A 22,454-nucleotide genomic window follows, 5' to 3' on the forward strand; every position below is an offset into this window, starting at 1 on the left:
CTTAGTTTGGCATATACGCTAATAACAGCGGGTTAGCTGAGTTATTGACTAATGCTTTAATTTCTTTTTGCGCTTTTTTAAATTGGCCGCGCAAATGCGGTTTTAAATGCTGCTTAGAGCGTTTATCATTTTTAAAGTAACTCACTAACGCATGCATAAATACCGTATGGGTTTCGTTCAACGACGCTTCGCGATTTGCATAAGGGTTATAACACGAGCCACAGCCGCCCTTAAAATGATATACCGTATTGCTCATCATTACCCCAAAGCCTAAAAAGCAAGCCAGTGCATCAGCAGCTTGCGCTAAGTAGTCTTTTCCGCCCGGTGGTAATACGCCTACATGATGAATTAAAATAGTCGCTAACGTTCCAGCAAAACTGGCAACTAAGTCTTGTGGCTGGTTTACTTGATTTGGATTAAACGAAATATTAATAGCCTGGCTAGGCGGTACAATTAATTTAGCGCCTTCGCCACGTAGTTGTTGGCTAAATTTAAACTGTGGAAAAACCTGTGGAGTGAGCTGCTGCGGTGCAACTAGTTGAATAGGCCACGCTGTCATACCCGCATAACTACTTACGCGGTTAAATACCTTAGTGGCCATTTCTTCAATACTCGATACCGAGTCGGGAAAGAACTCAACCGTGGGCAAAGTGATTTGCGTATGCTGGGTAAAAAACTCAACATCAAAGTTTTCAACTGCCCATATAAAGGTATCAATTAACCATTGCTGCTCTTGCTCAGCCAGTAATGGTTTGGGCTTAAATAACGCTAACATAGCTTACTCTCGCTCTTGCCCAAGCGCCCATTGCCATGCTTGTGTATTGTATAATGGCACAGTAGATAACGCATGATGATGACTCCCCGTAGACTCTTTAGTCGAGTACGACAAATACAATAAGGTATGTGCTTTAGCATCGTAAATACGACGCACTTTTAATGATTTAAACAAAATACTTTTAGATGATTTAAATACCACTTCCCCAGATTTACTCCGATCAATCTGCTGCAATTGCTCTGCGGTAATAACCCCGGTTTGCCGACACGAAATTGACATATCAGAAGGATCTGAAAAATCTAAATTAGCTTCTATATGGCTAATATGGCACGTTACCCCAGTGACTAAAGGGTCTTGTTGCGAATTTACAATTACATCCTTGGTGGTAAATAACCCAAGGCTTACAGAGGCAACATCATCTGAGCACGCTGTTAAGGTAAGCATACCTGCGAGTAAAAAGCTGACTTTTAAATACTTCATCGTGTTCTCCAACATACTTAAAGAGGGATACGGTTTATTCTTCTATACTAAACGTATTTACAGCTACAAAACACATGTTGTAAAAAATAAACATTGCGCTATATACATTCACCTTTGCCGCACCATAACACTTCTTAATGGCTAATTGTGCAAAACAAAAAGATGCTAATTCAGCATTGTAGGGGTTAGCGGGTAACCTGGTATTTGGTATAATAAGGTTCACACATGTAGTAACTCATAATAGGAACGCCTAAATGCCGCACATTATTATTGAACACTCAGAAGACCTCCCTGTATTACCACAAGTACTTGTAGAAAAAATTCACAACGCCGCTTTCCAAAGTAATTTATTTGATTTAGAAACCATAAAAACACGCGCTATTTCCTATCAGCAATATCTACTTGGCGCAGGCGGGTCGGGGTTTATACATATTGCGGTACACATTTTGGCGGGACGTTCTATTGAGCAAAAACAAATGTTAAGTGAGCAACTACTTGAGTGTTTAAAAACCTATTGCAGAGCATCAGACAGTTTAAGCGTTAATATTTACGATATTGAACATGAGATCTACCGTAAAAATTAATTTATTTTACCCGTCACATTAAATTAGTGAACAATTCTAGTACCAAAAAAACAGCTTAATCACTAATCAAAGTCATAATGTATAGTGACCTATAGGCTATTTCTAACGCGGTTAATTAGCTACTTAATAAGTCAGAATGATCATGTTATTAATAATATAGGTATTAACTTAAAAGCGTTAATAAGTACTCTGTAAAAAATCCCTAACTAGGGATTTTTTATTGCCGTAAAACAATTCTATTTATTATTTTATAATGAAACAGGCAAAAATATACTTAAAGTGTAATTAACACAACATAGAGCTATTCATTAGTTAATGATTGGAATGATTTTTAGTAGGTATATTTAAAAGTGGTGGCCCCTCCCAGACTCGAACTGGGGACCTAACGATTATGAGTCGTGTGCTCTAACCAACTGAGCTAAGGGGCCAACTTTTTGTATAACTGTAAACAGTTAATTTTTTAAGAAGCGTTTAGTCACATAGCGACTAAAGCGGGGTGCAGTATAAAAAGTTTTTAGGGGCTTGTCACTAGCAAAAGTCTTTATTTTAACAATCAATGGTCTAACTGCTTAAATAGTAATCTTTTTATGGGTGTAATATTAAGATTTGCAGAATTTAGGGTAATACTGGCAGCTAAGTAAAAATGAAATGGAAGGCTGTATATCGCGTAATTTACAAATTGAGCTTTAAACAAGCAACTTACAGCTTATATTACGCGACAAACAGAAATGAATTATTTTTTTGCGATAATGTATATTGCATGTATTACTCCAGGGAAGTAACCAAACAACGTAAGTAAAATATTTATCCAAAAATGTAAGCCTAAACCCACCTGTAAAAATACTCCCAGTGGTGGCAATAAGATTGAAAAAATAATACGTATAATATCCATAAATATTCTCCTTATTTATAAACTAAAAAACTTATAAGCAAAAACCCAGCAGAGCTGGGTTTTATAAATGCTATGTTACTTTGCAACTATCGTTAGTTTATCTACTACGTCGCGAACATCTTGAGCATTTTTAGCAATTTTTACTGCAAGCTGTTTTTCAGCATCTGAGTTCACTGTACCGGTAAGAGTAACTACACCGTTGTCAGTATCTACATCAATGTTTGTACCACCAACTTCTGAGTTAAATAAATAACGCGTTGTGATGACTGTGGTAATTTTAGCGTCGGTTAAGCCGCTACCATCATCATCTTTCATGTTGTCATGGCTTTTACTGTTCATGTTTTTCACAACAGTAAGCTGGTTATCAACATCGGTTACACCATCTAAACTCAGTACAAGTTCTTCTGCTAACTCTTTGTCGAGTTCGCTATTAACTTTACCTGTTAGTATAACTTTGCCATTTTTTACATCAGTGTTGATGTCAAAGTTATTGAGGTTAGTGTTCATAAGAAGCACTGTTTCAGCCTTACCATCAATCCAAGCATCTTTACTTTCATTTTCCCAGCTGCTCGCTTGAGCACCCATAGCCGTAGTACCTAAAACTAACGCCGCAATGATAGATTTGTTAAATGTTTTCATAATCTTTCTCCTTTTGATTAAAGACACTTTAACTAATGCCAGCTTTAGGCCAACTTTAATAAATAAGTAAAATCAGATAGTTAAGGCGGGATATAAAATAACTTCACTTTGTATACATCACTTTTTTACCGACTTATCGGTAAAAAGTTCTCAGTAGTGAAAATAGCTAGATAATTACCATTTTGGTTAATGGATCGTTAATATAACAAAGTCACAAATAGGCTAAAAACATAACAAGCTGATTAATAACAATAATATTTTTGGTATGTGCTTTGCTTATATAGTGACAACAGTAAAATAAAAGGAATACCCTAATGAGCGTAAAAATAACAGACCGCCCGCTAGAGCAAGTGCGCGAAGAAGTGATTGATCAACTAATTTATAATTACAGCCACGGAGTTATTTCTGTTGAAGCATTTGAAAGGCGTTTAGATGAGGCAATGGCTACAAATAATAATGAAGCCCTTGTTAGCTTAGTTGAGGATTTAACCCTTAATACTGATCATCAATATAATGCCCAAAAGCATTCGCAATTTTCACCCAATTACAGCGCTCAGCAATTTAGCCAGAGTGACTTTACATTACGCAGTATTTTAGGCTCCAATGAAAGAAGTGGCCAGTGGATTGTGCCTAAAAATATTTACCTGACTAACTTTATGGGCTCGGTAGTACTTGATTTTACCGATGCTATTTTTACCCACCAAGAGATAACGATTCATGTTAACTGTATTTTTGGCAGTGATGAAATATACGTACCAGAACACGTTAATGTAGTATCAAAAATGTTTAGCATTATTAGTAGTGTTGAAAATAAAACAGTGGCACTTAACAAGCATCAAGGCCCGACCATCCATATTGAGGGAAAGGCTATTATGGGCTCGGTAGAAATAAAGATTAAGCGCACCATTAAAGAAAAATTTATTAGCTTTGCTAACCAATTAAAAACCCAACTTGGTGGTAAAAGTGGTACTCCAATGTGATGAACTACCTATAAAAGCATGTTCATAGCTTTTAACTTGGGCCCAGGTTAAAGAGTAAAAAACATGCTACATTTTTAAAGCACTAGAACACATTTAAAAAGTGCTTTGCAGATTCATCAATGCTGAATTTCTATAAAATGCTCTGCACATCAAGCAAGTATAAAAAACAAACAAAAGTATTTAGGCTTTGTTGTTTACTTTATGGCAAAAGTCGCTAAAATACGCCAGCTAAAATATATAAACGTTCTTTTACAACCCAAAGGTAATACCATGCATCCAATGTTAAACATTGCGGTTCGCGCTGCGCGTAACGCAGGCAAAATTATACTTCGTGCAAGTGAAGATTTATCAAAAGTTGAAGTTCAACAAAAAGGCACTAACGATTTAGTGACTAACATTGATAAAGAGGCTGAAGCTATAATTCGCGACACCATTTTACGCTCTTACCCTGATCACTGCATTGTTGGTGAAGAATTAGGCGAGCATAAAGGTAAAGATGCAGATTACCAATGGATTGTTGACCCGCTTGATGGCACAACTAACTTCATCAAGGGTATTCCTCATTTTGCGGTTTCTATCGCACTTAAAGTAAAAGGTCGTTTAGACCAAGCCGTTATTTATGATCCAATTCGTGGTGAGCTTTTCACTGCCTCTCGTGGTCAAGGCGCACAACTTAATAGCAAACGTTTACGCGTTTCTAAAACAGTTGATTTAGGCGGTTCAATCTTAGCTACTGGCTTCCCTTTCAAGCAAAAACAACACCTAGATGCATACACAGAAGCGTTTAAAGCTTTATTCATACATACTGCTGATATCCGTCGTGCGGGCTCTGCTGCGCTAGACATGGCTTATGTTGCTGCTGGACGCGTTGATGGCTTTTTCGAAATTGGTTTAAAACCTTGGGATACTGCTGCAGGCGAGCTATTAGTAAAAGAAGCAGGCGGCATGGTTGTAGATTTTGCTGGCGGCGTAAACTATAACAATAGTGGTAACATTATCTGTGGCGCACCTAAGCTAACTCAAGCAATAATTCGCGAAATTCGCCCTGTATTAACTGAGTCATTACTGCGTTAATACAAATTGCATGGTTTAAAAAAGGAGCTTAGGCTCCTTTTTTGTTGTCTGCAAAAAATTATTTATAACGATTAAACTGCTTGTTTTTCTAACCTAGCAACCACACTACTTGGCTTACTACGCTGACATAAAAACAAATGGCTATGAGCAAAGCGCTTTGCTGATTTTTTAGCATTACTTGCCAATGCTGCAACCTGATGGCTATTCTTATAATGGTGTAAATCGGGAGTAACTAAGCCTATTGCCAGTGTTACTAATGGCACAAATTGTGGCTTCCCTTCTCTATTTGCACTCCAATATCCCTTATTTTTAATATGTTCGGAACTAAAAAACACCTGTGATTCTATTTCAAATTGGCGAATAATATGCTCGCACACTGCGGCAGCATTATTATCATCAAATAGCACCATAAAGTCATCGCCGCCAATATGGCCAACAAAACTGTTTGTATTACTACACGCCTGCATCGTAATATTTGCTAATAGTTTAATTACACTATCGCCGCTAGCATAACCAAACAAATCATTAAACTGTTTAAAATGGTTCAAATCTAAATACGCCAATGAAAACGCCTTTTGTGTAGCTAAACGCCGCTCTATGGCATCGTTAAGAGCTAGATTACCGGGTAACATAGTTAATGGGTTAGCGTGCTGCGCATGACGAATTTTTTCATCTGTTATATGTTTTAATATGTCGCGTACTGGCACAATGCCTAAATACTGCTGCCCTCGGGTGATCACTATATGGCGGCGAATATCAAAGTCGCATTCGGTAATTTGCTGACTAACGTTATCTAGCAGCTGGTTTTCATCTACCACTAGCGGTTGCCTGTCCATTACTACAGTGGCCGCACGCTTGTCATACAAAGCATGGCCATAGGCCGCTGCAAACACTTCACTAAGTTGCTCTTTGTGGAGCAAGCCAATTGGCTGACACTGCGAATTAATTACCACTAGGCTGGCAATTGATTTATCTCGTTCAAATAGCGCATGGGCGTCTTTACAACTGGTTTCGCTATCAATAGTTTGCTGCGCTACTGCAAGCCAACCAATAGCCATAGAGTTATTTAACTGGTTTGTATTTGCGGCAAAGCTCAGTGCTTGAATTTGCCTTGCTGAAAGCACATAACTTGGTTTATTACTTGGTCGTTCAAGCAAAAACCCTTGCACATAGTTGATACCCATTCCTTCTAACACAGTTAGCTCTTCTGCTCGCTCAATTCCCTCTGCAATCACTGTCGTATTGGTTACTTTTGCCAGAGCTGTTATTAACTTTAAAAACTCTTTTTTAACCACACTTTTATCGCAATGATCGATAAAATAACGATCGATTTTGACAAAGTCTGGGCATAACTCCGACCATTGCTTTAACCCAGAATACCCCGTACCTAAGTCATCAATTGCAATAGTGAAGCCTAAAGAGCGGTAATGTGCCATAGTTTTTTGTAGTAAAAACTCATCCTCGACCCTTTCTTGCTCTGTTACCTCTATCACCACCCGATGAGCTGCTAAACCAAACTGCTTAATGAGATGCAGTGTTTCGCCTTTAGGATGACTTGGGTCGAGTAACGTTTTAGGACTAACATTTAAAAATAGTTTGCCCTGCAGCTTCAAATGCACAAAGTTCTCAATAGCTTTAGAGCGGCACAGTAGCTCAAGCTCTGAAATAAGACCATATTGATGAGCCACCTGAAACAGTGTATTAGGCATTTCTAAACAGCTATTTTTAGGCCCTCTGCTGAGTGCTTCATAACCGAGAATGGTCTGCCTGCTAATATCAAAAAGCGGCTGAAACAAGGTGGTAATTGTGCCATTTTCTAAAATTTCATTTAATAATTTACGCTGCTTCATTATTGCTAAGCTCTATTACGATTTACTCAAGGTAAAGTAGCAAGCGAATATGACATTTTTATGGCAATCTGCAGGCAATAAAAAACCGCCCAGATGGGCGGTTAATATCGGCTTACAAATCTATTACGGCATAGCGTCTAGATCAGCACCTTCTTTTTCAATCACTTCTGGTATTAAATCTTCTTTACTGACGCCAAGTGCAATAGCAACTGAGCTGGCAACGTAAATAGATGAATAAGTACCAATAAACACACCAAATAACAATGCTGTAGCAAAGCCATGAATGGTTTGACCGCCCCAAATAAACAAGGCAATTAATACTAAAATAGTGGTAATTGACGTTACTAAGGTACGATTAAGCGTTTGTGTTAAAGAAATATCGATAATTTCTATCGTGTCATCAATACGTACTTTGCGGAAGTTTTCACGAATACGGTCAGATACTACAATGGTATCGTTTAGCGAGTAACCTATTACCGCTAATATAGCCGCTAATATGGTTAAATCGAACTCTAAACCTAATACCGAAAATAAGCCAACGGTAATAATAACATCGTGAATTAAGCCGCTTACTGCGCCTACTGCAAAACGCCATTCAAAGCGAAACGCTACATAAATCAAGATACAAATAAGCGCAGTTAACATGGCCAGGCCACCCTGCTCTTTTAGGTCTTCACCTACGCTTGGGCCAACAAACTCAATACGGCGCATTACTACGCTTTCGTCTGCTAGCTTTAATGCAGCAATAACTTGGTTACCAATAACTTCAGCTTTTACGTCATCGCCGCGCGGCGCTAAACGAACTAAAATTTCTTGGCTTGAACCAAACAATTGTACCGATGCATCTGCAAAGCCATTTTCGGCAAGTACATTACGCACCTTTTTAAGATCTGCAGGTTGCGAAAAGCCAACTTCTACGGCAGTACCACCGGTAAAGTCTAAACCAAAGTTTAAGCCTTTAGTGAAAACCGATATAAATGCCGCTAAAATTAATAACGTTGAAAAACCCATTGCCACTTTACGAAGAGACATGAAACGTAGGGTTTTGCTACCCAATTTTAAAATTTGCATGGCTACTCCTTAAATTGAAAGTTTATCAACACGTTTACCGCCGATAAATAAGTTGATAATCGCACGTGTACCAACAATAGCTGTAAACATTGACGTTAAAATACCAATTGCTAACGTAACCGCAAAGCCTGCAATTGGGCCAGTGCCCACAGCAAACAAAATAACGGCAGCAATTAAGGTGGTAATATTGGCATCGAAAATAGTGCTAAATGCACTGTCATAACCAAAATGAACGGCTTGTTGAGGGCTACGGCCATCGGCCAGCTCTTCACGAATACGTTCAAAAATAAGTACGTTGGCATCAACCGCCATACCTACAGTTAGTACAATACCGGCAATACCAGGCAAAGTAAGCGTTGCGCCTGGAATTAACGACATAACACCAATAATAAGTACTAAGTTAGCAGCAAGCGCAAGGTTAGCAACCATGCCAAAGCCTTTGTAGTAAATAAGCATAAATGCAAGTACGAATGCAAAACCAAGTGCTACCGCGGTCATACCTGCTTCAATGTTTTCTTGCCCTAAGCTTGGCCCTACGGTGCGCTCTTCAACTATTTGAATTGGCGCTACAAGTGCACCAGCACGTAGTAATAAGCTTAAGTTATGTGCTTCTGCTGGGTTATCAATACCGGTAATACGGAACGAGCGATCAAGGCGTGCTTGAATAGTTGCTACGTTAATAACTTCTTCAACCTTAATAGGCGGAAGCGCTTTACCGTCGGCATCTTTTTTACCTGATGGTTTGTATTCAATAAATACCGTGGCCATGCGCTTACCAATAGCTCGCTTGGTAAAGGCATTCATTTTTGCCCCACCTTTGCTATCTAGCGTAATACTTACTTGCGGGCGTTGGTATTCATCGCTACCTGATTGCGCGCCAGTAATATGGCTACCTTCAAGAATAATACGTTTTTTAAGTACCACAGGGTAACCGTCACGGCTCATGATCATTTCAGTACCCGGTGGGATACGACCTTGAGCAGCAGCGCTAATATCGGCGTTTTCTTCTACTTCGCGAAACTCAAGTGTGGCCGTTGCGCCTAAAATCTCTTTAGCACGAGCAGTATCTTGAATGCCGGGTAGTTGCACAATAATTCGCTCAGCACCTTGGCGCTGTACGTTTGGCTCAGCAACACCAATTTGGTTAATACGGTTACGAATAATCGTTTCGTTTTGCTTGATAGCGTAATCACGAATTTCTTTGAGTTTTTGCTCACTCATAGTCGCATAAAATGCGTTATCGTTACTGCTATCATCTATGTATACATTTAATGGATACTGCGTCTTTAAGAAGCGCTCTGCAGCGTCTTTATCTTCTTCGCTGCGCATTTCTACACGCATACGATCAGAGCCCGCTACACGGCGAACACTGCGATAACGAAGTTTTTCTTCACGTAGGTCGCTACGAAAGTCTTCTTCCATTTGCTCAAGCTGGTTATCAACGGCTGTCGCCATGTCAATTTCCATGGTGAAATGCACACCACCACTTAAGTCTAGGCCTAGCTTCATTGGGTTGCCGCCAACCGCTTTTAACCAAGCTGGTTGCGCTGGAGCCATGTTTATAGCAGAAATGTAATCATCGCTAAGAGAGTTACGCAATAAATCTTGCGCTTTTAGCTGCTCTTCAACGTTTCTAAAGCGAACGAGTATTTGCCCATCTTCGAGTTTCGTTGATTTAACACTAACGTTATGTTTTTTGAGGGTTGCGTTTACTTTGTCTATTACACTGAGATCAACATCAGCACCTTTAGCGCCAGAAACTTGTATAGCCGGATCGCGACCATACAAGTTTGGAGAGGCGTATAAAAGGCCAACGGCTACCACAGCTAAAACAAGTAAATACTTCCAAAGTGGAAACTTGTTTAACACGGGGTCGTCCTTATTATTTTTATAGCGACTTCATTGTGCCTTTTGGCAATACCGCAGTTACGGCTGATTTTTGTACTGTTACTTCTGCTTGCTCGTTTAATGAGATAACAACAAAATCTTTATCATCTGCAATTTTTACTATTTTACCCACTAAACCGCCTTGGGTAAGTACTTCATCACCTTTAGCCATCGCGCTCATTAAGCTTTTATGCTCTTTAACACGCTTAGCTTGCGGGCGATAAATCAAAAAGTAAAAAACCAAACCGAAAATAGCTAACATTATTAGCATTTCCATTCCGCCACCGGCAGATGCAGAACCAGTACTTGCGTGGGCATTCGAAATAAATAAACTCATGATACTTCCTCTTTAATTTTTAAAATTTAATTTGTTATATCTGCAAGCTCTGGCACGTCTTGGCCACGGCGAGCATAAAAATCCTGAACGAACTCATCTAACTTACCTGCGCTAATTGCGTTACGTAAGCCTTCCATAACACGTTGATAATAACGTAAGTTATGAATAGTGTTTAATCGTGCGCCTAAAATTTCGTTACATTTATCAAGGTGATGTAAATAGGCACGTGAGTAGTTTCCACAGGTATGGCAATCACACTCAGGGTCAAGCGGGCCAGTATCTGTTTTATGTACTGCGTTACGTATTTTAACCACACCTGTGGTTATAAATAAATGACCATTACGAGCGTTACGGGTTGGCATAACACAGTCAAACATATCAATACCACGGCGTACCGACTCAACTAAGTCTTCTGGCTTACCTACACCCATTAAATAACGTGGTTTGTCTGCTGGCATTTTGTACGCGCAATGATCAAGAATATTGATCATTTCGTTTTTCGGCTCACCTACCGATAAACCACCTAATGCATAGCCATCAAAGCCTATTTCTTCAAGTCCGGCTTGCGATTGTGCACGTAACTCTGGGTACATACCACCTTGAATAATACCAAACAGTGCAGATGGGTTGTCGCCATGGCCTTCTTTTGAGCGTTTAGCCCAGCGAAGTGACAATTCCATTGAATCTTTAGCTTCTTTTTCGGTAGCAGGGTATGGTGTACATTCGTCAAAAATCATCACGATATCTGAACCCAAGTCGCGCTGTACTTGCATTGATGATTCTGGCGTCATCATAATTTTCTCGCCATTTACTGGGGAGCTAAATAATACGCCTTCTTCGGTAATTTTACGCATAGCACCTAGGCTGAACACCTGGAAGCCACCTGAGTCAGTTAGAATCGGGAAATCCCAATTCATAAACTTATGTAAACCACCGTGTTGCTTAATGATTTCAGTGCCTGGGCGCAGCATTAGGTGAAACGTATTACCTAAACAAACTTGCGCGCCTGTTGCTTTTACTTCATCCGGTGTCATGCCTTTAACAGTACCGTAAGTACCTACAGGCATAAATGCTGGAGTTTCTATTACACCACGGTCAAAAATCAAGCGGCCGCGGCGCGCTTTACCGTCTGTAGTGTCTAATTCAAATTTCATATTGTCCTCAATGTCGGAAAAACAGTCCAACAAGCTATAATTTAACCGCTCGATTCTACCCTTTTTACTGCGTTAATACTATTAACTGCGGTAAATTCAATGCTGATTTAAAAGCAAATAGCCAGCTTAAACAAGTAAATTTTGTGGTGTTTATTTACGGGTTAAAAACATCGCATCGCCATAACTAAAAAAACGATACTGCTGCTCTATGGCGGTGTTATATGCGCCCATAATATTGTTTTGTCCGGCAAAGGCACTTACCAGCATGATAAGCGTTGACTCTGGTAAGTGAAAGTTCGTTATCATGGCATCAACCACATTAAATTGATAACCCGGATAAATAAATATATCGGTATCACCAAAGTAAGTATCTAACTTACCACCGTGTACTTTTGCTGCAGATTCTAGAGAGCGTACAGACGTTGTACCTATGGCAATAACACGCCCACCATTGGCTTTAGTGTTTGCTACAGCAGCAACCACATCATCTGGCACTTCTATGTATTCTGAGTGCATAATGTGCTCATCTACCGTGGCAACACGCACCGGTTGAAACGTCCCCGCTCCCACATGCAGTGTAACAAAAGCCATTTGTACGCCTTTATTTTTTAGCGCGGTCATTAACTTATCGTCAAAATGCAAACCGGCGGTAGGAGCCGCAACCGCTCCAGGCTTTTCGCCGTACACGGTTTGATAACGCTCACGATCGGCTTCGTTATCAGGGCGATCTATATACGGCGGTAATGGCATATGGCCAATATCATTTAATATATCGAGTACGTTTTGGCTATGCTCAAACTCCAGCTCAAATAAGGTATCGTGACGCGCAACCATGGTTGCTTTTGCCTTGCCTTCAAGAATTACTTCGTTGCCTGGCTTTAGCGATTTACTCGCGCGCACATGTGCCAGCACTCTATGCTCATCAAGCACACGCTCTACTAATACTTCAACTTTTCCGCCTGACGCTTTTTGACCAAACATACGGGCAGGTATTACTCGCGTGTTATTAAACACCAACAAGTCATTTTCGTTAACTAATTCAAGCAAATCACTAAATACTTTGTGCTCAACTACACCACTTGGGCCATCTAGGCTCAATAAGCGGCTACTTGTTCTGTCTTGCTTAGGAAAACGAGCAATTAATTCGTCGGGAAGGTCAAAGCTAAAATCAGCCACGCGCATAGTTGGTAATCCACATCATTTAAAGTCGCGCCAAGTGTATATCTATCGCTTATGAAGCTCAAGAAATCAGGTAAATTCTCATTAAATTACACTTGTTTTACTGCATTTATTATCATGCCGTAAATACGCTTGTCCTAAGCGGTAAATATCATTACTCTTACTCTTTTGAATAATCGTGATTTTTTAGGGGTACTCTAAACGTGGTAAATCAGCTTAAATTGCTAATATTAAACGCCAGCAGTGCTGAGCGTGGCACTATTCGAGCCACTTTAGAGAAATTAAATGTTTTTGAATTTATAGAAGTATCTGATAGCCAACAAGCTTTAAAAATATTAAAAAAACAAGCCGTTAATATAATTATTACTGGCCTTGATGTAGGTAAAATTGATGGCTGGCGCTTCTCAAGAATGATCCGCTCGGGCTTATTAAATACCCCTAAAAATACCCCAATCTTACTTATTCCCCCTATTTATTGTGAACGAATAGCTGAAACTACTGCCCGCAGCTACGGTATTGATGCAGTATTACCTTTTGAGCGCCAAGACATGCTGCCGCAAGTGCTGGCAAGTGTGCTCGCTAACCATTTAGAAAAAAGCAGTCGTTTAAACCTCTTACTGTTAGAGCCGACTAACACTAAAGCCAATGAAATCAGCAAGCCGTTACTGCTAAACTTTTCGATTACCCATGTTACCTCGAGCCAAGCCGCGCTTAATGCTTATAACCAGCAACAATTTGCAATTGTTTTACTTGATGCAACCGCTGCAAGAGCAGAAGAGTCGAGCGTGCTAGTATCTGAAATTTTACAACATAATCCTATGCAAGCAATTGTAACTATTATAGATAGTGATGATGCTGATTATGCGGAGCAGCTTTTACTTTCGGGTGTCACCGACTTTATACGTGCCCCATACGATCCGCCATTTTTAAATAAAGTATGCGACCATGCAGCGCGTCGCGAAGACTTTATGGTGAGCTACGCTGAATTTGCTAACAAAGTAGAGCAACTGAGCATAAGCGAAGTGCGATACCGAGATTTATTTTCTGCGCATCAACGTATTTTATTGCATTTAAATACTGTCGTTCTAGAACTTGATCAGCAAGGGCTTATTCGCTTTATCAACCCAGCGTGGGAAGCATTAAGTGGCTTTGGTGTTAAATCGACACTACAACAGCAATTAACTAATTTTTGTATTGCTGAATGCCAAGTAAAACTACAAGCAACAATAGACGACATTCTTTGTGGTGGTGAGTACAAACAACAAGTTGAAATAAGGCTACAACATAAAAATGGCAGCCAAATTTGGGTTGAATGTCGGCTGCAGCTCATACAAAACAGCCATAATAACGCCACTATTACCGCCACAATCGACAATATTCATGAACGAAAACAAGCGGAACTGCAGCTGCGCCATTTAGCACTTCACGATACGCTTACTGGCCTGCATAATCGCTATTACTTTGACCAACAGCTGAATCGTATTTGCCAACCTCAGCACACCCATTCAGATATTGAGCACGCGCTTATTTATATCGATTTAGATCACTTTAAAATAATTAACGACAGTAAAGGCCATCAACAAGGCGATATTGTTTTAAAAGAAGTAGCGCAATTATTTATAACAAACATAAGTACCGAGCATTTAGTGTGTAGAGTTGGCGGCGACGAATTTGCTGTGATCCTCAAATATACCAACTTGCTTGACGCTCATTTAATTGCCGAAGGTATATGTAACGCAATTGAACAAAATCAATTTAAGTCTGAGGAGCAAATATACTCAATCAGTTGCTCAATTGGTTTAACTCAAATTACCGAAAAGAATTGCGACCCGAGCGAATGTTTAAAACAAGCTGATATTGCCCTGTATATCGCTAAAAATTTAGGTCGTAATTTAGTACATTGCTATGCAAAACAAGATGCCCATAACAATACGCTACAAACGGGTTTAGAGTGGGGTCATGGTATTCGCCAAGCGCTACAACAAGACAGCATTGAACTGCATTACCAACCAATTTGGGATTTTAGGCGCAATGAAGTTGCTTACTTTGAGGTGCTGCTGCGCTTAAAAATAAATGATGAACTAGTTTTTCCTAATCAATTTATTCCTTCATTAGAAATGCTAAACGATACTTTTTTAATGGATCAATGCGTTATTCGTAACACAATTGCTAATGTTGCCCTCTACCCAGAACTTAACCAAGTAGCTATAAATCTCTCTGCGCAGTCATTTTTAGATGAGCGTTTAGTGCCATTAATAGAGTCAAATTTAGCAAAGTATCAGGTTTTACCAACACAAATAATTTTTGAAATTACCGAATCTGCCAGCATTAACAACTTAGCAGCTACGCGTAAAATGATTGAAAAACTCAATATTTTAGGCTGCCACTTTTCGATTGACGATTTTGGCACCGGCTTCAGTACTTTTAACTACTTGAAACAACTGCCAGCACAGCATGTAAAAATTGATGGCTCGTTTGTTTGCGATATGCTCAACGACCCTATTGATTTAGCACTAGTAAAGGCCATTAACGACATTAGTCATTCACTCGATAAGCGCTCTGTGGCTGAATATGTAGAAACCGAAGAAGTATTTTTTGCATTAAAAGAAATTGGCGTTGACTACGGCCAAGGCTATTTTATAGCTCGCCCTATGCCTATTAAAGGTGTTAAAAGTGAACTTGAAAAGATTTTAAAAAATAAAACGTTTTACCAACAACTACCTAGCAAAAAATAAACAGCTGTAAACAAAATTAAGCTCTTTACTACTATCATAATTATCTTTCTCGGCTATACTTTACTTACAAATCAGCAAATGTCGCGCAATTAATAGGATAAGCGCAAAAAAACATGACATTATAAATCAGCCCAAATAAGACGACAATTTGTTGGATGTTGGATGTTGGATGTTATTAGAGTTTAAGGAGGTAAATATGACACAGCTAGTTGTTTTATTACTACTTATGCATTTTGCAATTGCGTTTCAGTGTTACCGATATGCACACATTAAAGGTTATCCGGTTCGGGTATTTACTGTATTAGGGCTAGTGCCTTACTTTAATCTGGTTGTTTGGGTTTATTTACTTTTTTTACCTAAACTAGAACCATATGAAAGCCATAACCATGAAAACAAGCAGCTATCTTAGCTGCTTGTTGCTGTCTCTTTAGCAAAGTCTAAACTACATTGGTGTTTTAAAAACACCTCTAATTGCTGGCTGAACAATTTAAAGTCGCGAATTCGTCCGGTTGTTTTACGCCACAAAATACCAATTTCACGGTATGCCTCATTCGCCGATGGAGTTGCTAGCATATTTTTATTATCTAAAATGCCGGCATTAATCGCCATTTGCGGTAAAAAGGTCACCCCCAACTGATACTCCACCATGCTCAATAAAGTATGTAAGCTGGCTGCTTCAAACGGGTTTATGCAGCTGACACGGTTTAAATGACATGCACTAAGCGCGTGTCCGGTCATACAGTGCTCACGTTCTAGTAAGAACACGCTGGCGTCGGGTAATAAGTTAAAGTCTTGCACGTTCTTTGCTGGCGTGTAGTCTTTGTGATGTACCAAACTAAAATGATCTCTAGCTAACACCTGAGTATGAAACTTATCGGTTTGATACGGCAGTGCTAATAAGGCTAAATCTATCTGACCATGCTCTAATTTATCGAGTAACTTATCGCTAGTATCTTCTACTAATACCAGTTCTAAATCGCAAAATTCTTGCTTACAAAAGTGATACAAAGGCGCGGCAATAAAGCTCGCAATAGTAGGAATAACCCCTACGGTTAACTTACCACTCAGCGGCGTTAAAAAGCTTTTAGTGAGCTCTTTTAAACTAATTGTGTCGTGAATAATTTTGCGCGAACGTTCAACTACTTCCTCACCAATGGTGGTAAACATTAAACTGCGGTTTTCACGTTCAATAAGTTGGCAGCCTAGTGTTTCTTCTAAGTTTTGAATGGCTGTACTTAATGTTGATTGGCCAATAAAGCACGCACTAGCAGCGCGGCCAAAATGTTGATATTGATGTACTGCAAGTAAATACTGCAGCTGTTTTATACTCGGAAGATTAGTCATTTTGTCTTTCCACAAATAAAAAGACCCCAACACCTAGGGCATTGAGATCTTTTCAAGCTAAAAGTCTTTAAGTACTTTTTTATTAAACCCCAAATGCGGTTCTTAGTACGTAGAAAATAACAATAGCAAGGCCTGCGCCCACTGGCAATGTAATTACCCAAGAAACTACAATGTTTCTAATAACACCCATGTTCAGTGCGGCAATACCGCGTGCCATACCTACACCTAACACCGCACCCACTAAGGTTTGCGTAGTTGAAATTGGTAAGCCTGTACCAGATGCAATTACAACAGTTGAAGCAGCAGCTAATTCAGCAGCAAAACCACGGCTAGGGGTTAAATGTGTGATCCCTTCGCCAATCGTTTTAATTACTTTTTTACCTAAAATAGCTAAACCGGCCACAATACCAAAACCACCTAGTGGTAATATCCACCAAGCAATAGCCGCTTGTTTTGCAATTTCACCGTTGTTTTCAACAATACTTACCACAGCCGCAAGAGGACCAATAGCATTAGCAACGTCGTTAGAACCATGAGCAAATGCCATACAACAAGCCGTTAAGACCATAAGTACTGCAAAAACTTTTTCAACGTTATTAAATTGCATTTTTTTATCGGCCTGAGGGTCGATTTTTAAACGTGAAATTGCAATTTTACCAATAAAGCCTACTACTACTGCAATCGCAATAGATAGACTAATACCTTCCACTGTGCCTAAGTTAATACCAATATGTTTTAAGCCTTTTTTAATTGTCACAAGTGACATAATAAAGCCAGCTAAGCCCATATAAATTGGCACGAAACGTTTAGCATTTTTAAGCGGAGTAGCCGTATCAAAAATAAGCTTTTGTGCGCTCATAAATATTAAGTAGGCAATAAAACCCGATATAGCAGGCGTTACTATCCAACTACCAACAATTCCTGCAACCTTGTTCCAATGAATCGCTTCACTGCCTACTGCAACTAAAGCAAAACCTATAATAGCGCCAATAATAGAGTGAGTAGTTGATACTGGCCATCCTAAGAATGATGCCATTAATAGCCAGGCGCCTGCTGCAAAAAGCGCAGAAATCATACCTAATATCATTAATTCAGGAATATCCATAAATGGCGTTGAATCAATAATGCCATTACGAATTGTCGATGTAACTTCGCCGCCGGCCAAGTAAGCACCTGCAAACTCAAAGATCATCGCGATAAAAATCGCTTGTTTAATCGTTAGCGCTTTAGAGCCTACTGATGTGCCCATTGCATTGGCAACATCATTTGCGCCAATACCATAAGCCATAAAAAAGCCAACTGCTGCGGCAATTAAAATTAATACCGTGCCGTAAGATGCAATGATATCCATTGTGTAACCTTAATCTATCGTTTTTGAACTGATTTTAAATTAACGAGCTAACATCAGCTCAAGACGTGATCCTACGCGCTCTGCAATATCTGCAAGCTCGCCAACCCATTCAATGATCTTATATAAAAACATCACATCAACCGGGTTTAACTCACCTTCTACTGCGCGTAGTTGGCGGCGTATTTTAATTTGCATTTCATCCGTGTCTTGTTCTATGGCATCCAATTCAACGAGCATTTTTTCAACCAAGGCCACTTCGCGACCTTTAAAACCTGTTTCTAATAGCTCTTCTAACTCATTTATCGCATTAGATGCTTGTTTAGTAGCATCAACACAACGTGTTAAATAAGCTAAAAAGTCGATTTGAATTACTTTTGGTATGATCATCTCACGACCAATTACACGCCCTGCAATGTCTTTTGCTTTATTGGCAATTTTATCTTGCTGGGTTACTAATTCGAGCAGATCTGTACGCTCTACCGGCATAAATAATCCACGCGGTAGTTGTAAACGTATATTTCTTTTCATTTCATCGGCTTCACGTTCTAAATTACGAATGGTTAAACGTAGCTCTTCAGCTTGTTGCCATTCTTCTTTAAATACGTGATTAAAAAAAGGAATCAAAGCTTTACTAGCTTGATGAACCTTTCGAATATGTTCTTCCATTGGTTTGATAGGAGATTTTGCAAATACTCCTAGAAACGCGTTAGTTTGCATAACTGACCCTTAAATCAATTTAGTATGCTGTGCGGCATGAATTTTACAGTATTAAGCTCGATTGTGAACGCTTTTTATTGCTCAACCGCCAGCAAACTAAAAAAAAATTATAATTCGTCGTTGTAATAAAAAGGACTAATTAAAAAAATTATAAAGACTTTTCTATATCTTCTTGAGATGTATGACGAATATCTTTTCCATTAACAAAATAAATAATATATTCAGCAATATTTTGACACCGATCACCAATGCGTTCTAATGAACGAACTGACCACACTAAATCCATAATTTTCGGGATTGAGCGCGGGTCTTCCATCATATAGGTCATAATTTGACGAATAATGGCTTCGTACTCTCTATCAACTTTAGCATCCTCTTTGTGTACTTCAAATGCACGTTGTACGTCCATACGTGCAAATGCATCAAGTACATCGTGCAACATTTTTGATACTTGGCGTCCCATATTTTCAATATTTACTAATAAAGCCTGTTGGTCTTTAGTAAATGAATCTAATGCAACTTTAGCAATTCGCTTTGCTTCATCGCCTATACGCTCTAAATCAGCAATGGTTTTTGCAATAGCCACCACTAAACGCAAATCGCTTGCAGCAGGCTGACGCCTGGCAATAATTCGCGTACATTCTTCGTCAATACTTACTTCCATTGCATTAACTTTATAATCATTCTCTCGCACTTTTTGCGCAAGCATAGCATCATTTTGGCTCACTGCATCTAACGCACTGTTAAGCTGTTGCTCAACCAGCCCGCCCATACTAAGCACAAGGTTGCGTACGTTTTCTAATTCTTGATTAAAACGGCCAGAAATATGCTTATTAATGTTATGTTCCATCGTTATTATCCTATCAATATTGTACACATAATATCGGCTGAATTAGCCGTAACGACCGGTTATATAGTCTTCTGTTTTTTTCTTATTAGGCGTTGTAAATAAAGTATTGGTGTCTGAGTATTCAATTAGCTCCCCCATATACATAAACGCCGTTTGGTCAGAAACCCTGGCGGCCTGTTGCATATTATGGGTAACAATTACCACTGTAAACTTGCTCTTTAAATCGTTAATTAGCTCCTCTATTACTAAAGTAGAAATAGGGTCTAGTGCCGAGGTAGGTTCATCAAGCAGTAATACTTCTGGCGAAATAGCAATTGAGCGCGCAATAACTAAACGTTGCTGCTGTCCCCCCGACAACCCAAAAGCGCTGTCGTGTAGCCTGTCTTTTACTTCATCCCACAGCGCTGCACCACGCAATGATTGCTCAACTACTTCATCTAATTTACGTTTGTCTTTAATACCTTGTAAGCGCAAACCATAAACCACATTTTCATAAATTGATTTAGGAAAAGGGTTAGGTCGCTGAAATACCATGCCTACGTTACGACGCAGCGCCGCTACATCAACGCTTTTATCGTAAATGTTTTGTCCATGTAGCAGTATTTCACCTTCTATGCGGCAAATATCAACTAAGTCGTTCATGCGGTTAATACACCGTAATAAGGTTGATTTACCACACCCCGACGGGCCAATAAAGGCTGTTACCTGGCCCTTTGGAATATTCATATTTACTTTACTCAGCGCTTGTTTATCGCCGTAGTAAAGATCGAGATCTTTAATCTCTAACGCTGTTTGCTCTGTGGTTAAATTGTCTAAGTCTAACTTCAAGCTGGTATTGGCTTGATTTACTTTTGGAGCGACTGAAATCATGTTTGTTACCTATTAAATCTTATTAAAGCTCAAGCGATCTGAATTTTTCACGTAAATGATTACGTATACCAATAGCGGTTATGTTGAGGGTAATAATTACCGACACTAATAAAAATGCCGTTGCATATACCAGCGGTCGCGCCGCTTCAACATTCGGGCTTTGAAAGCCAACATCGTAAATATGAAAACCTAAGTGCATAAACTTTCTGTCTAAGTGAAAGTATGGAAAGTTACCATCAAGCGGTAACGTAGGTGCCATTTTTACTACACCCACCAGCATTAATGGCGCTACTTCACCTGCTGCACGCGCAACAGCCAGTATTAAACCGGTCATAATTGCTGGGCTTGCCATAGGTATAACAATACGCCATAAGGTTTCTGCTTGTGTGGCACCAAGCGCTAATGATCCGTGGCGTACCGTACTTGGAATACGCGATAGTCCCTCTTCAGTGGAAACAATAACCACAGGCAAGGTAAGTATTGCCAGTGTTAAAGCCGACCACATAACACCTGGTGTACCAAATACCGGAGTAGGTGATGACTCAGGATAAAATAATTGGTCAAGGCTGCCACCTAGCATATAAACAAAAAAGCCTAAGCCAAATACACCATATACAATAGAAGGTACACCGGCTAGGTTAATTACCGCAATACGGATCATCTTAGTTACCGCATTTTTAGCCGCGTATTCATGCAAGTAAATTGCAGCAACCACCCCAAATGGCGTCACAATAACAGCCATTAGCATAACCATAAACACGGTACCAAATATGGCCGGAAATACGCCACCTTCGGTATTTGCTTCGCGAGGGTCATCTGATACAAACTTACCTAATTGGATAAAGTAATGGCCCAGTTTGGTTAAAAAGCTCATGTCGTTTGGAAACCACACATCTAATACTTGATACAATGGAATGGTGACTATTTCGCCGCGCATATCTTTAACCATAACTTGGTCGCGCTGTGCTTGTTTACGCAGTGCAAACAGTTGCTTTTCGAGCACCGCATACTCGGCACGTAGTTCTGCACGCGCCTCTGCAAGCTCAGCAACACGTTCGTCTGTAAGTTCATTATCAAGTAAGTAGGATTTTTCTTTTAGCCTTAAACGTTCCAGTTCATAGTTAATATGACCAATATCACCGTTTTGTAAATCAAGTGCTTCGTCGTTTAAATCAACTGCCCGTTCAACCAGCTTATGTAAATAGGCTACCTTATCGCCGGTAACAGGTTGTCCGTCTTCAATTACGCCTTCTACGTAGCCATAAAAATTACCATTTTTGCTACGCTCAAACACGGCAAGGGTGGTAGGCGTTGATTGGTTTTTTATGTCGGTGTTTAATATCCAACGAAAATCTAAATCTACATATTCACGGTTACCTGTTTTAATTAATAACCGCTCAAATTCTTCCCTATCATATGCCGAAACATCAACACCGGTTGCCGCTAAACGCGCTTTGGGTACCAATTCTCGATCGTAAATTTCACCAATAATAGTTTGTTTTGCAATTGAGCCTTCCAGCTCAAATTGCACTACCTCAGAAGGCCAGAAAAAGCTTAACCCTTTCCACGCTATCATAGCTAATAAACCAATTACTGAAATTAAGCTGATGCTCACCGCACCACCGGTCATCCAAATCCAAGGAGAACCAGACCTAAACCACTGCTTTACCATGTCGTGTTCTCCA

21 protein-coding genes and 1 tRNA gene are annotated in these 22,454 nt (G+C 39.6%); 5 read left to right on the plus strand and 17 right to left on the minus strand.

The window, feature by feature from the left end; genetic code table 11:
* Window position 1: 1 nt before the first annotated feature.
* Both H5079_RS15155 and H5079_RS15160 read right to left on the minus strand, forming a co-directional pair.
* Complete coding sequence (locus H5079_RS15155) at window positions 2–775, minus strand: hypothetical protein (protein ID WP_182684409.1); 774 nt, start codon at window positions 773–775, stop codon at window positions 2–4.
* A gap of 3 nt (window positions 776–778) precedes the next feature.
* Window positions 779–1,255 carry a CreA family protein gene (locus H5079_RS15160; RefSeq protein WP_083497484.1) on the minus strand — a complete coding sequence of 159 codons (477 nt, stop codon included), beginning with the start codon at window positions 1,253–1,255 and terminating at the stop codon, window positions 779–781.
* Between the two features lie 254 nt (window positions 1,256–1,509).
* Here H5079_RS15160 and H5079_RS15165 point away from each other — a divergent pair, with 254 nt between their 5' ends.
* Window positions 1,510–1,839, plus strand: a complete 330-nt coding sequence (locus H5079_RS15165; protein WP_011327042.1) for a 5-carboxymethyl-2-hydroxymuconate Delta-isomerase — start codon at window positions 1,510–1,512, stop codon at window positions 1,837–1,839.
* A gap of 351 nt (window positions 1,840–2,190) precedes the next feature.
* Here H5079_RS15165 and H5079_RS15170 read toward each other — a convergent pair.
* From H5079_RS15170 to H5079_RS15180, 3 genes are all read right to left on the minus strand, one after another.
* Window positions 2,191–2,267 (minus strand) — tRNA-Ile (locus tag H5079_RS15170).
* 305 nt (window positions 2,268–2,572) lie between these two features.
* Window positions 2,573–2,731, minus strand: coding sequence for a YqaE/Pmp3 family membrane protein (locus tag H5079_RS15175; RefSeq protein ID WP_011327039.1), 159 nt, complete (start codon window positions 2,729–2,731; stop codon window positions 2,573–2,575).
* A 75-nt stretch (window positions 2,732–2,806) separates the two neighbouring features.
* Window positions 2,807–3,370, minus strand: a complete 564-nt coding sequence (locus H5079_RS15180; protein WP_182684410.1) for a BON domain-containing protein — start codon at window positions 3,368–3,370, stop codon at window positions 2,807–2,809.
* Between the two features lie 314 nt (window positions 3,371–3,684).
* Here H5079_RS15180 and H5079_RS15185 point away from each other — a divergent pair, with 314 nt between their 5' ends.
* The gene (locus tag H5079_RS15185; protein WP_182684412.1) at window positions 3,685–4,350 is read left to right on the plus strand and encodes a LiaF domain-containing protein; all 666 of its coding nucleotides are present in this window, start codon (window positions 3,685–3,687) and stop codon (window positions 4,348–4,350) included.
* Between the two features lie 270 nt (window positions 4,351–4,620).
* Complete coding sequence (suhB, locus tag H5079_RS15190) at window positions 4,621–5,424, plus strand: inositol-1-monophosphatase (protein WP_011327036.1); 804 nt, start codon at window positions 4,621–4,623, stop codon at window positions 5,422–5,424.
* Between the two features lie 71 nt (window positions 5,425–5,495).
* Here the strand turns inward: suhB and H5079_RS15195 are convergent, their stop codons facing one another.
* The 6 genes from H5079_RS15195 to queA all read right to left on the minus strand — a co-directional run bounded on the left by H5079_RS15195 (window position 5,496) and on the right by queA (window position 12,905).
* Complete coding sequence (locus H5079_RS15195; RefSeq protein ID WP_220489003.1) at window positions 5,496–7,274, minus strand: GGDEF domain-containing protein; 1,779 nt, start codon at window positions 7,272–7,274, stop codon at window positions 5,496–5,498.
* 123 nt (window positions 7,275–7,397) lie between these two features.
* Entirely contained in the window at window positions 7,398–8,345 is a 948-nt protein-coding gene (secF, locus tag H5079_RS15200; RefSeq protein ID WP_011327035.1) for a protein translocase subunit SecF, read from the minus strand.
* Window positions 8,346–8,354: 9 nt separating this feature from the next.
* Complete coding sequence (gene secD / locus H5079_RS15205; RefSeq protein ID WP_011327034.1) at window positions 8,355–10,214, minus strand: protein translocase subunit SecD; 1,860 nt, start codon at window positions 10,212–10,214, stop codon at window positions 8,355–8,357.
* 19 nt (window positions 10,215–10,233) lie between these two features.
* Window positions 10,234–10,569: a preprotein translocase subunit YajC gene (yajC, locus tag H5079_RS15210; RefSeq protein ID WP_011327033.1), complete on the minus strand. Its 336-nt coding sequence runs from the start codon at window positions 10,567–10,569 to the stop codon at window positions 10,234–10,236.
* A 26-nt stretch (window positions 10,570–10,595) separates the two neighbouring features.
* Window positions 10,596–11,723 (minus strand): tRNA guanosine(34) transglycosylase Tgt, encoded by a 1,128-nt coding sequence (gene tgt, locus H5079_RS15215; protein ID WP_011327032.1) that lies wholly within the window; start codon window positions 11,721–11,723, stop codon window positions 10,596–10,598.
* A 150-nt stretch (window positions 11,724–11,873) separates the two neighbouring features.
* Window positions 11,874–12,905, minus strand: a complete 1,032-nt coding sequence (gene queA / locus H5079_RS15220; RefSeq protein WP_011327031.1) for a tRNA preQ1(34) S-adenosylmethionine ribosyltransferase-isomerase QueA — start codon at window positions 12,903–12,905, stop codon at window positions 11,874–11,876.
* 200 nt (window positions 12,906–13,105) lie between these two features.
* Between queA and H5079_RS15225 the strand changes: the two genes are divergently transcribed.
* Both H5079_RS15225 and H5079_RS15230 read left to right on the plus strand, forming a co-directional pair.
* On the plus strand, window positions 13,106–15,637 hold the full coding sequence (locus tag H5079_RS15225; protein ID WP_182684414.1) for an EAL domain-containing protein: 2,532 nt from the start codon (window positions 13,106–13,108) through the stop codon (window positions 15,635–15,637).
* A gap of 196 nt (window positions 15,638–15,833) precedes the next feature.
* On the plus strand, window positions 15,834–16,046 hold the full coding sequence (locus H5079_RS15230) for a hypothetical protein (protein ID WP_011327029.1): 213 nt from the start codon (window positions 15,834–15,836) through the stop codon (window positions 16,044–16,046).
* Here the strand turns inward: H5079_RS15230 and H5079_RS15235 are convergent.
* The 6 genes from H5079_RS15235 to pstA all read right to left on the minus strand — a co-directional run bounded on the left by H5079_RS15235 (window position 16,043) and on the right by pstA (window position 22,441).
* On the minus strand, window positions 16,043–16,981 hold the full coding sequence (locus H5079_RS15235) for a hydrogen peroxide-inducible genes activator (RefSeq protein WP_086994795.1): 939 nt from the start codon (window positions 16,979–16,981) through the stop codon (window positions 16,043–16,045). The two genes, H5079_RS15230 and H5079_RS15235, sit on opposite strands and share 4 nt — an antisense overlap.
* An 82-nt stretch (window positions 16,982–17,063) precedes the next feature.
* Window positions 17,064–18,332: an inorganic phosphate transporter gene (locus H5079_RS15240; protein ID WP_041454322.1), complete on the minus strand. Its 1,269-nt coding sequence runs from the start codon at window positions 18,330–18,332 to the stop codon at window positions 17,064–17,066.
* Window positions 18,333–18,371: 39 nt separating this feature from the next.
* Window positions 18,372–19,049, minus strand: coding sequence for a TIGR00153 family protein (locus H5079_RS15245; RefSeq protein WP_011327026.1), 678 nt, complete (start codon window positions 19,047–19,049; stop codon window positions 18,372–18,374).
* Between the two features lie 148 nt (window positions 19,050–19,197).
* On the minus strand, window positions 19,198–19,899 hold the full coding sequence (gene phoU / locus H5079_RS15250; RefSeq protein ID WP_011327025.1) for a phosphate signaling complex protein PhoU: 702 nt from the start codon (window positions 19,897–19,899) through the stop codon (window positions 19,198–19,200).
* 42 nt (window positions 19,900–19,941) lie between these two features.
* Window positions 19,942–20,769 (minus strand): phosphate ABC transporter ATP-binding protein PstB, encoded by an 828-nt coding sequence (gene pstB, locus H5079_RS15255; RefSeq protein ID WP_011327024.1) that lies wholly within the window; start codon window positions 20,767–20,769, stop codon window positions 19,942–19,944.
* A gap of 22 nt (window positions 20,770–20,791) precedes the next feature.
* The gene (gene pstA / locus H5079_RS15260) at window positions 20,792–22,441 is read right to left on the minus strand and encodes a phosphate ABC transporter permease PstA (RefSeq protein WP_011327023.1); all 1,650 of its coding nucleotides are present in this window, start codon (window positions 22,439–22,441) and stop codon (window positions 20,792–20,794) included.
* Window positions 22,442–22,454: the final 13 nt, after the last annotated feature.

This window comes from Pseudoalteromonas sp. SG44-5, assembly GCF_014164175.1.
Classification (GTDB): domain Bacteria; phylum Pseudomonadota; class Gammaproteobacteria; order Enterobacterales; family Alteromonadaceae; genus Pseudoalteromonas; species Pseudoalteromonas nigrifaciens.

Coding starts and splice junctions, on each gene's coding strand:
- H5079_RS15155 (WP_182684409.1), bottom strand. CDS start 775: ATGTTAGCGTTATTTAAGCCCAAACCATTACTGGCTGAGCAAGAGCAG.
- H5079_RS15160 (WP_083497484.1), bottom strand. CDS start 1,255: ATGAAGTATTTAAAAGTCAGCTTTTTACTCGCAGGTATGCTTACCTTA.
- H5079_RS15165 (WP_011327042.1), top strand. CDS start 1,510: ATGCCGCACATTATTATTGAACACTCAGAAGACCTCCCTGTATTACCA.
- H5079_RS15175 (WP_011327039.1), bottom strand. CDS start 2,731: ATGGATATTATACGTATTATTTTTTCAATCTTATTGCCACCACTGGGA.
- H5079_RS15180 (WP_182684410.1), bottom strand. CDS start 3,370: ATGAAAACATTTAACAAATCTATCATTGCGGCGTTAGTTTTAGGTACT.
- H5079_RS15185 (WP_182684412.1), top strand. CDS start 3,685: ATGAGCGTAAAAATAACAGACCGCCCGCTAGAGCAAGTGCGCGAAGAA.
- suhB (WP_011327036.1), top strand. CDS start 4,621: ATGCATCCAATGTTAAACATTGCGGTTCGCGCTGCGCGTAACGCAGGC.
- H5079_RS15195 (WP_220489003.1), bottom strand. CDS start 7,274: ATGAAGCAGCGTAAATTATTAAATGAAATTTTAGAAAATGGCACAATT.
- secF (WP_011327035.1), bottom strand. CDS start 8,345: ATGCAAATTTTAAAATTGGGTAGCAAAACCCTACGTTTCATGTCTCTT.
- yajC (WP_011327033.1), bottom strand. CDS start 10,569: ATGAGTTTATTTATTTCGAATGCCCACGCAAGTACTGGTTCTGCATCT.
- tgt (WP_011327032.1), bottom strand. CDS start 11,723: ATGAAATTTGAATTAGACACTACAGACGGTAAAGCGCGCCGCGGCCGC.
- queA (WP_011327031.1), bottom strand. CDS start 12,905: ATGCGCGTGGCTGATTTTAGCTTTGACCTTCCCGACGAATTAATTGCT.
- H5079_RS15230 (WP_011327029.1), top strand. CDS start 15,834: ATGACACAGCTAGTTGTTTTATTACTACTTATGCATTTTGCAATTGCG.
- H5079_RS15235 (WP_086994795.1), bottom strand. CDS start 16,981: ATGACTAATCTTCCGAGTATAAAACAGCTGCAGTATTTACTTGCAGTA.
- H5079_RS15240 (WP_041454322.1), bottom strand. CDS start 18,332: ATGGATATCATTGCATCTTACGGCACGGTATTAATTTTAATTGCCGCA.
- H5079_RS15245 (WP_011327026.1), bottom strand. CDS start 19,049: ATGCAAACTAACGCGTTTCTAGGAGTATTTGCAAAATCTCCTATCAAA.
- phoU (WP_011327025.1), bottom strand. CDS start 19,899: ATGGAACATAACATTAATAAGCATATTTCTGGCCGTTTTAATCAAGAA.
- pstB (WP_011327024.1), bottom strand. CDS start 20,769: ATGATTTCAGTCGCTCCAAAAGTAAATCAAGCCAATACCAGCTTGAAG.
- pstA (WP_011327023.1), bottom strand. CDS start 22,441: ATGGTAAAGCAGTGGTTTAGGTCTGGTTCTCCTTGGATTTGGATGACC.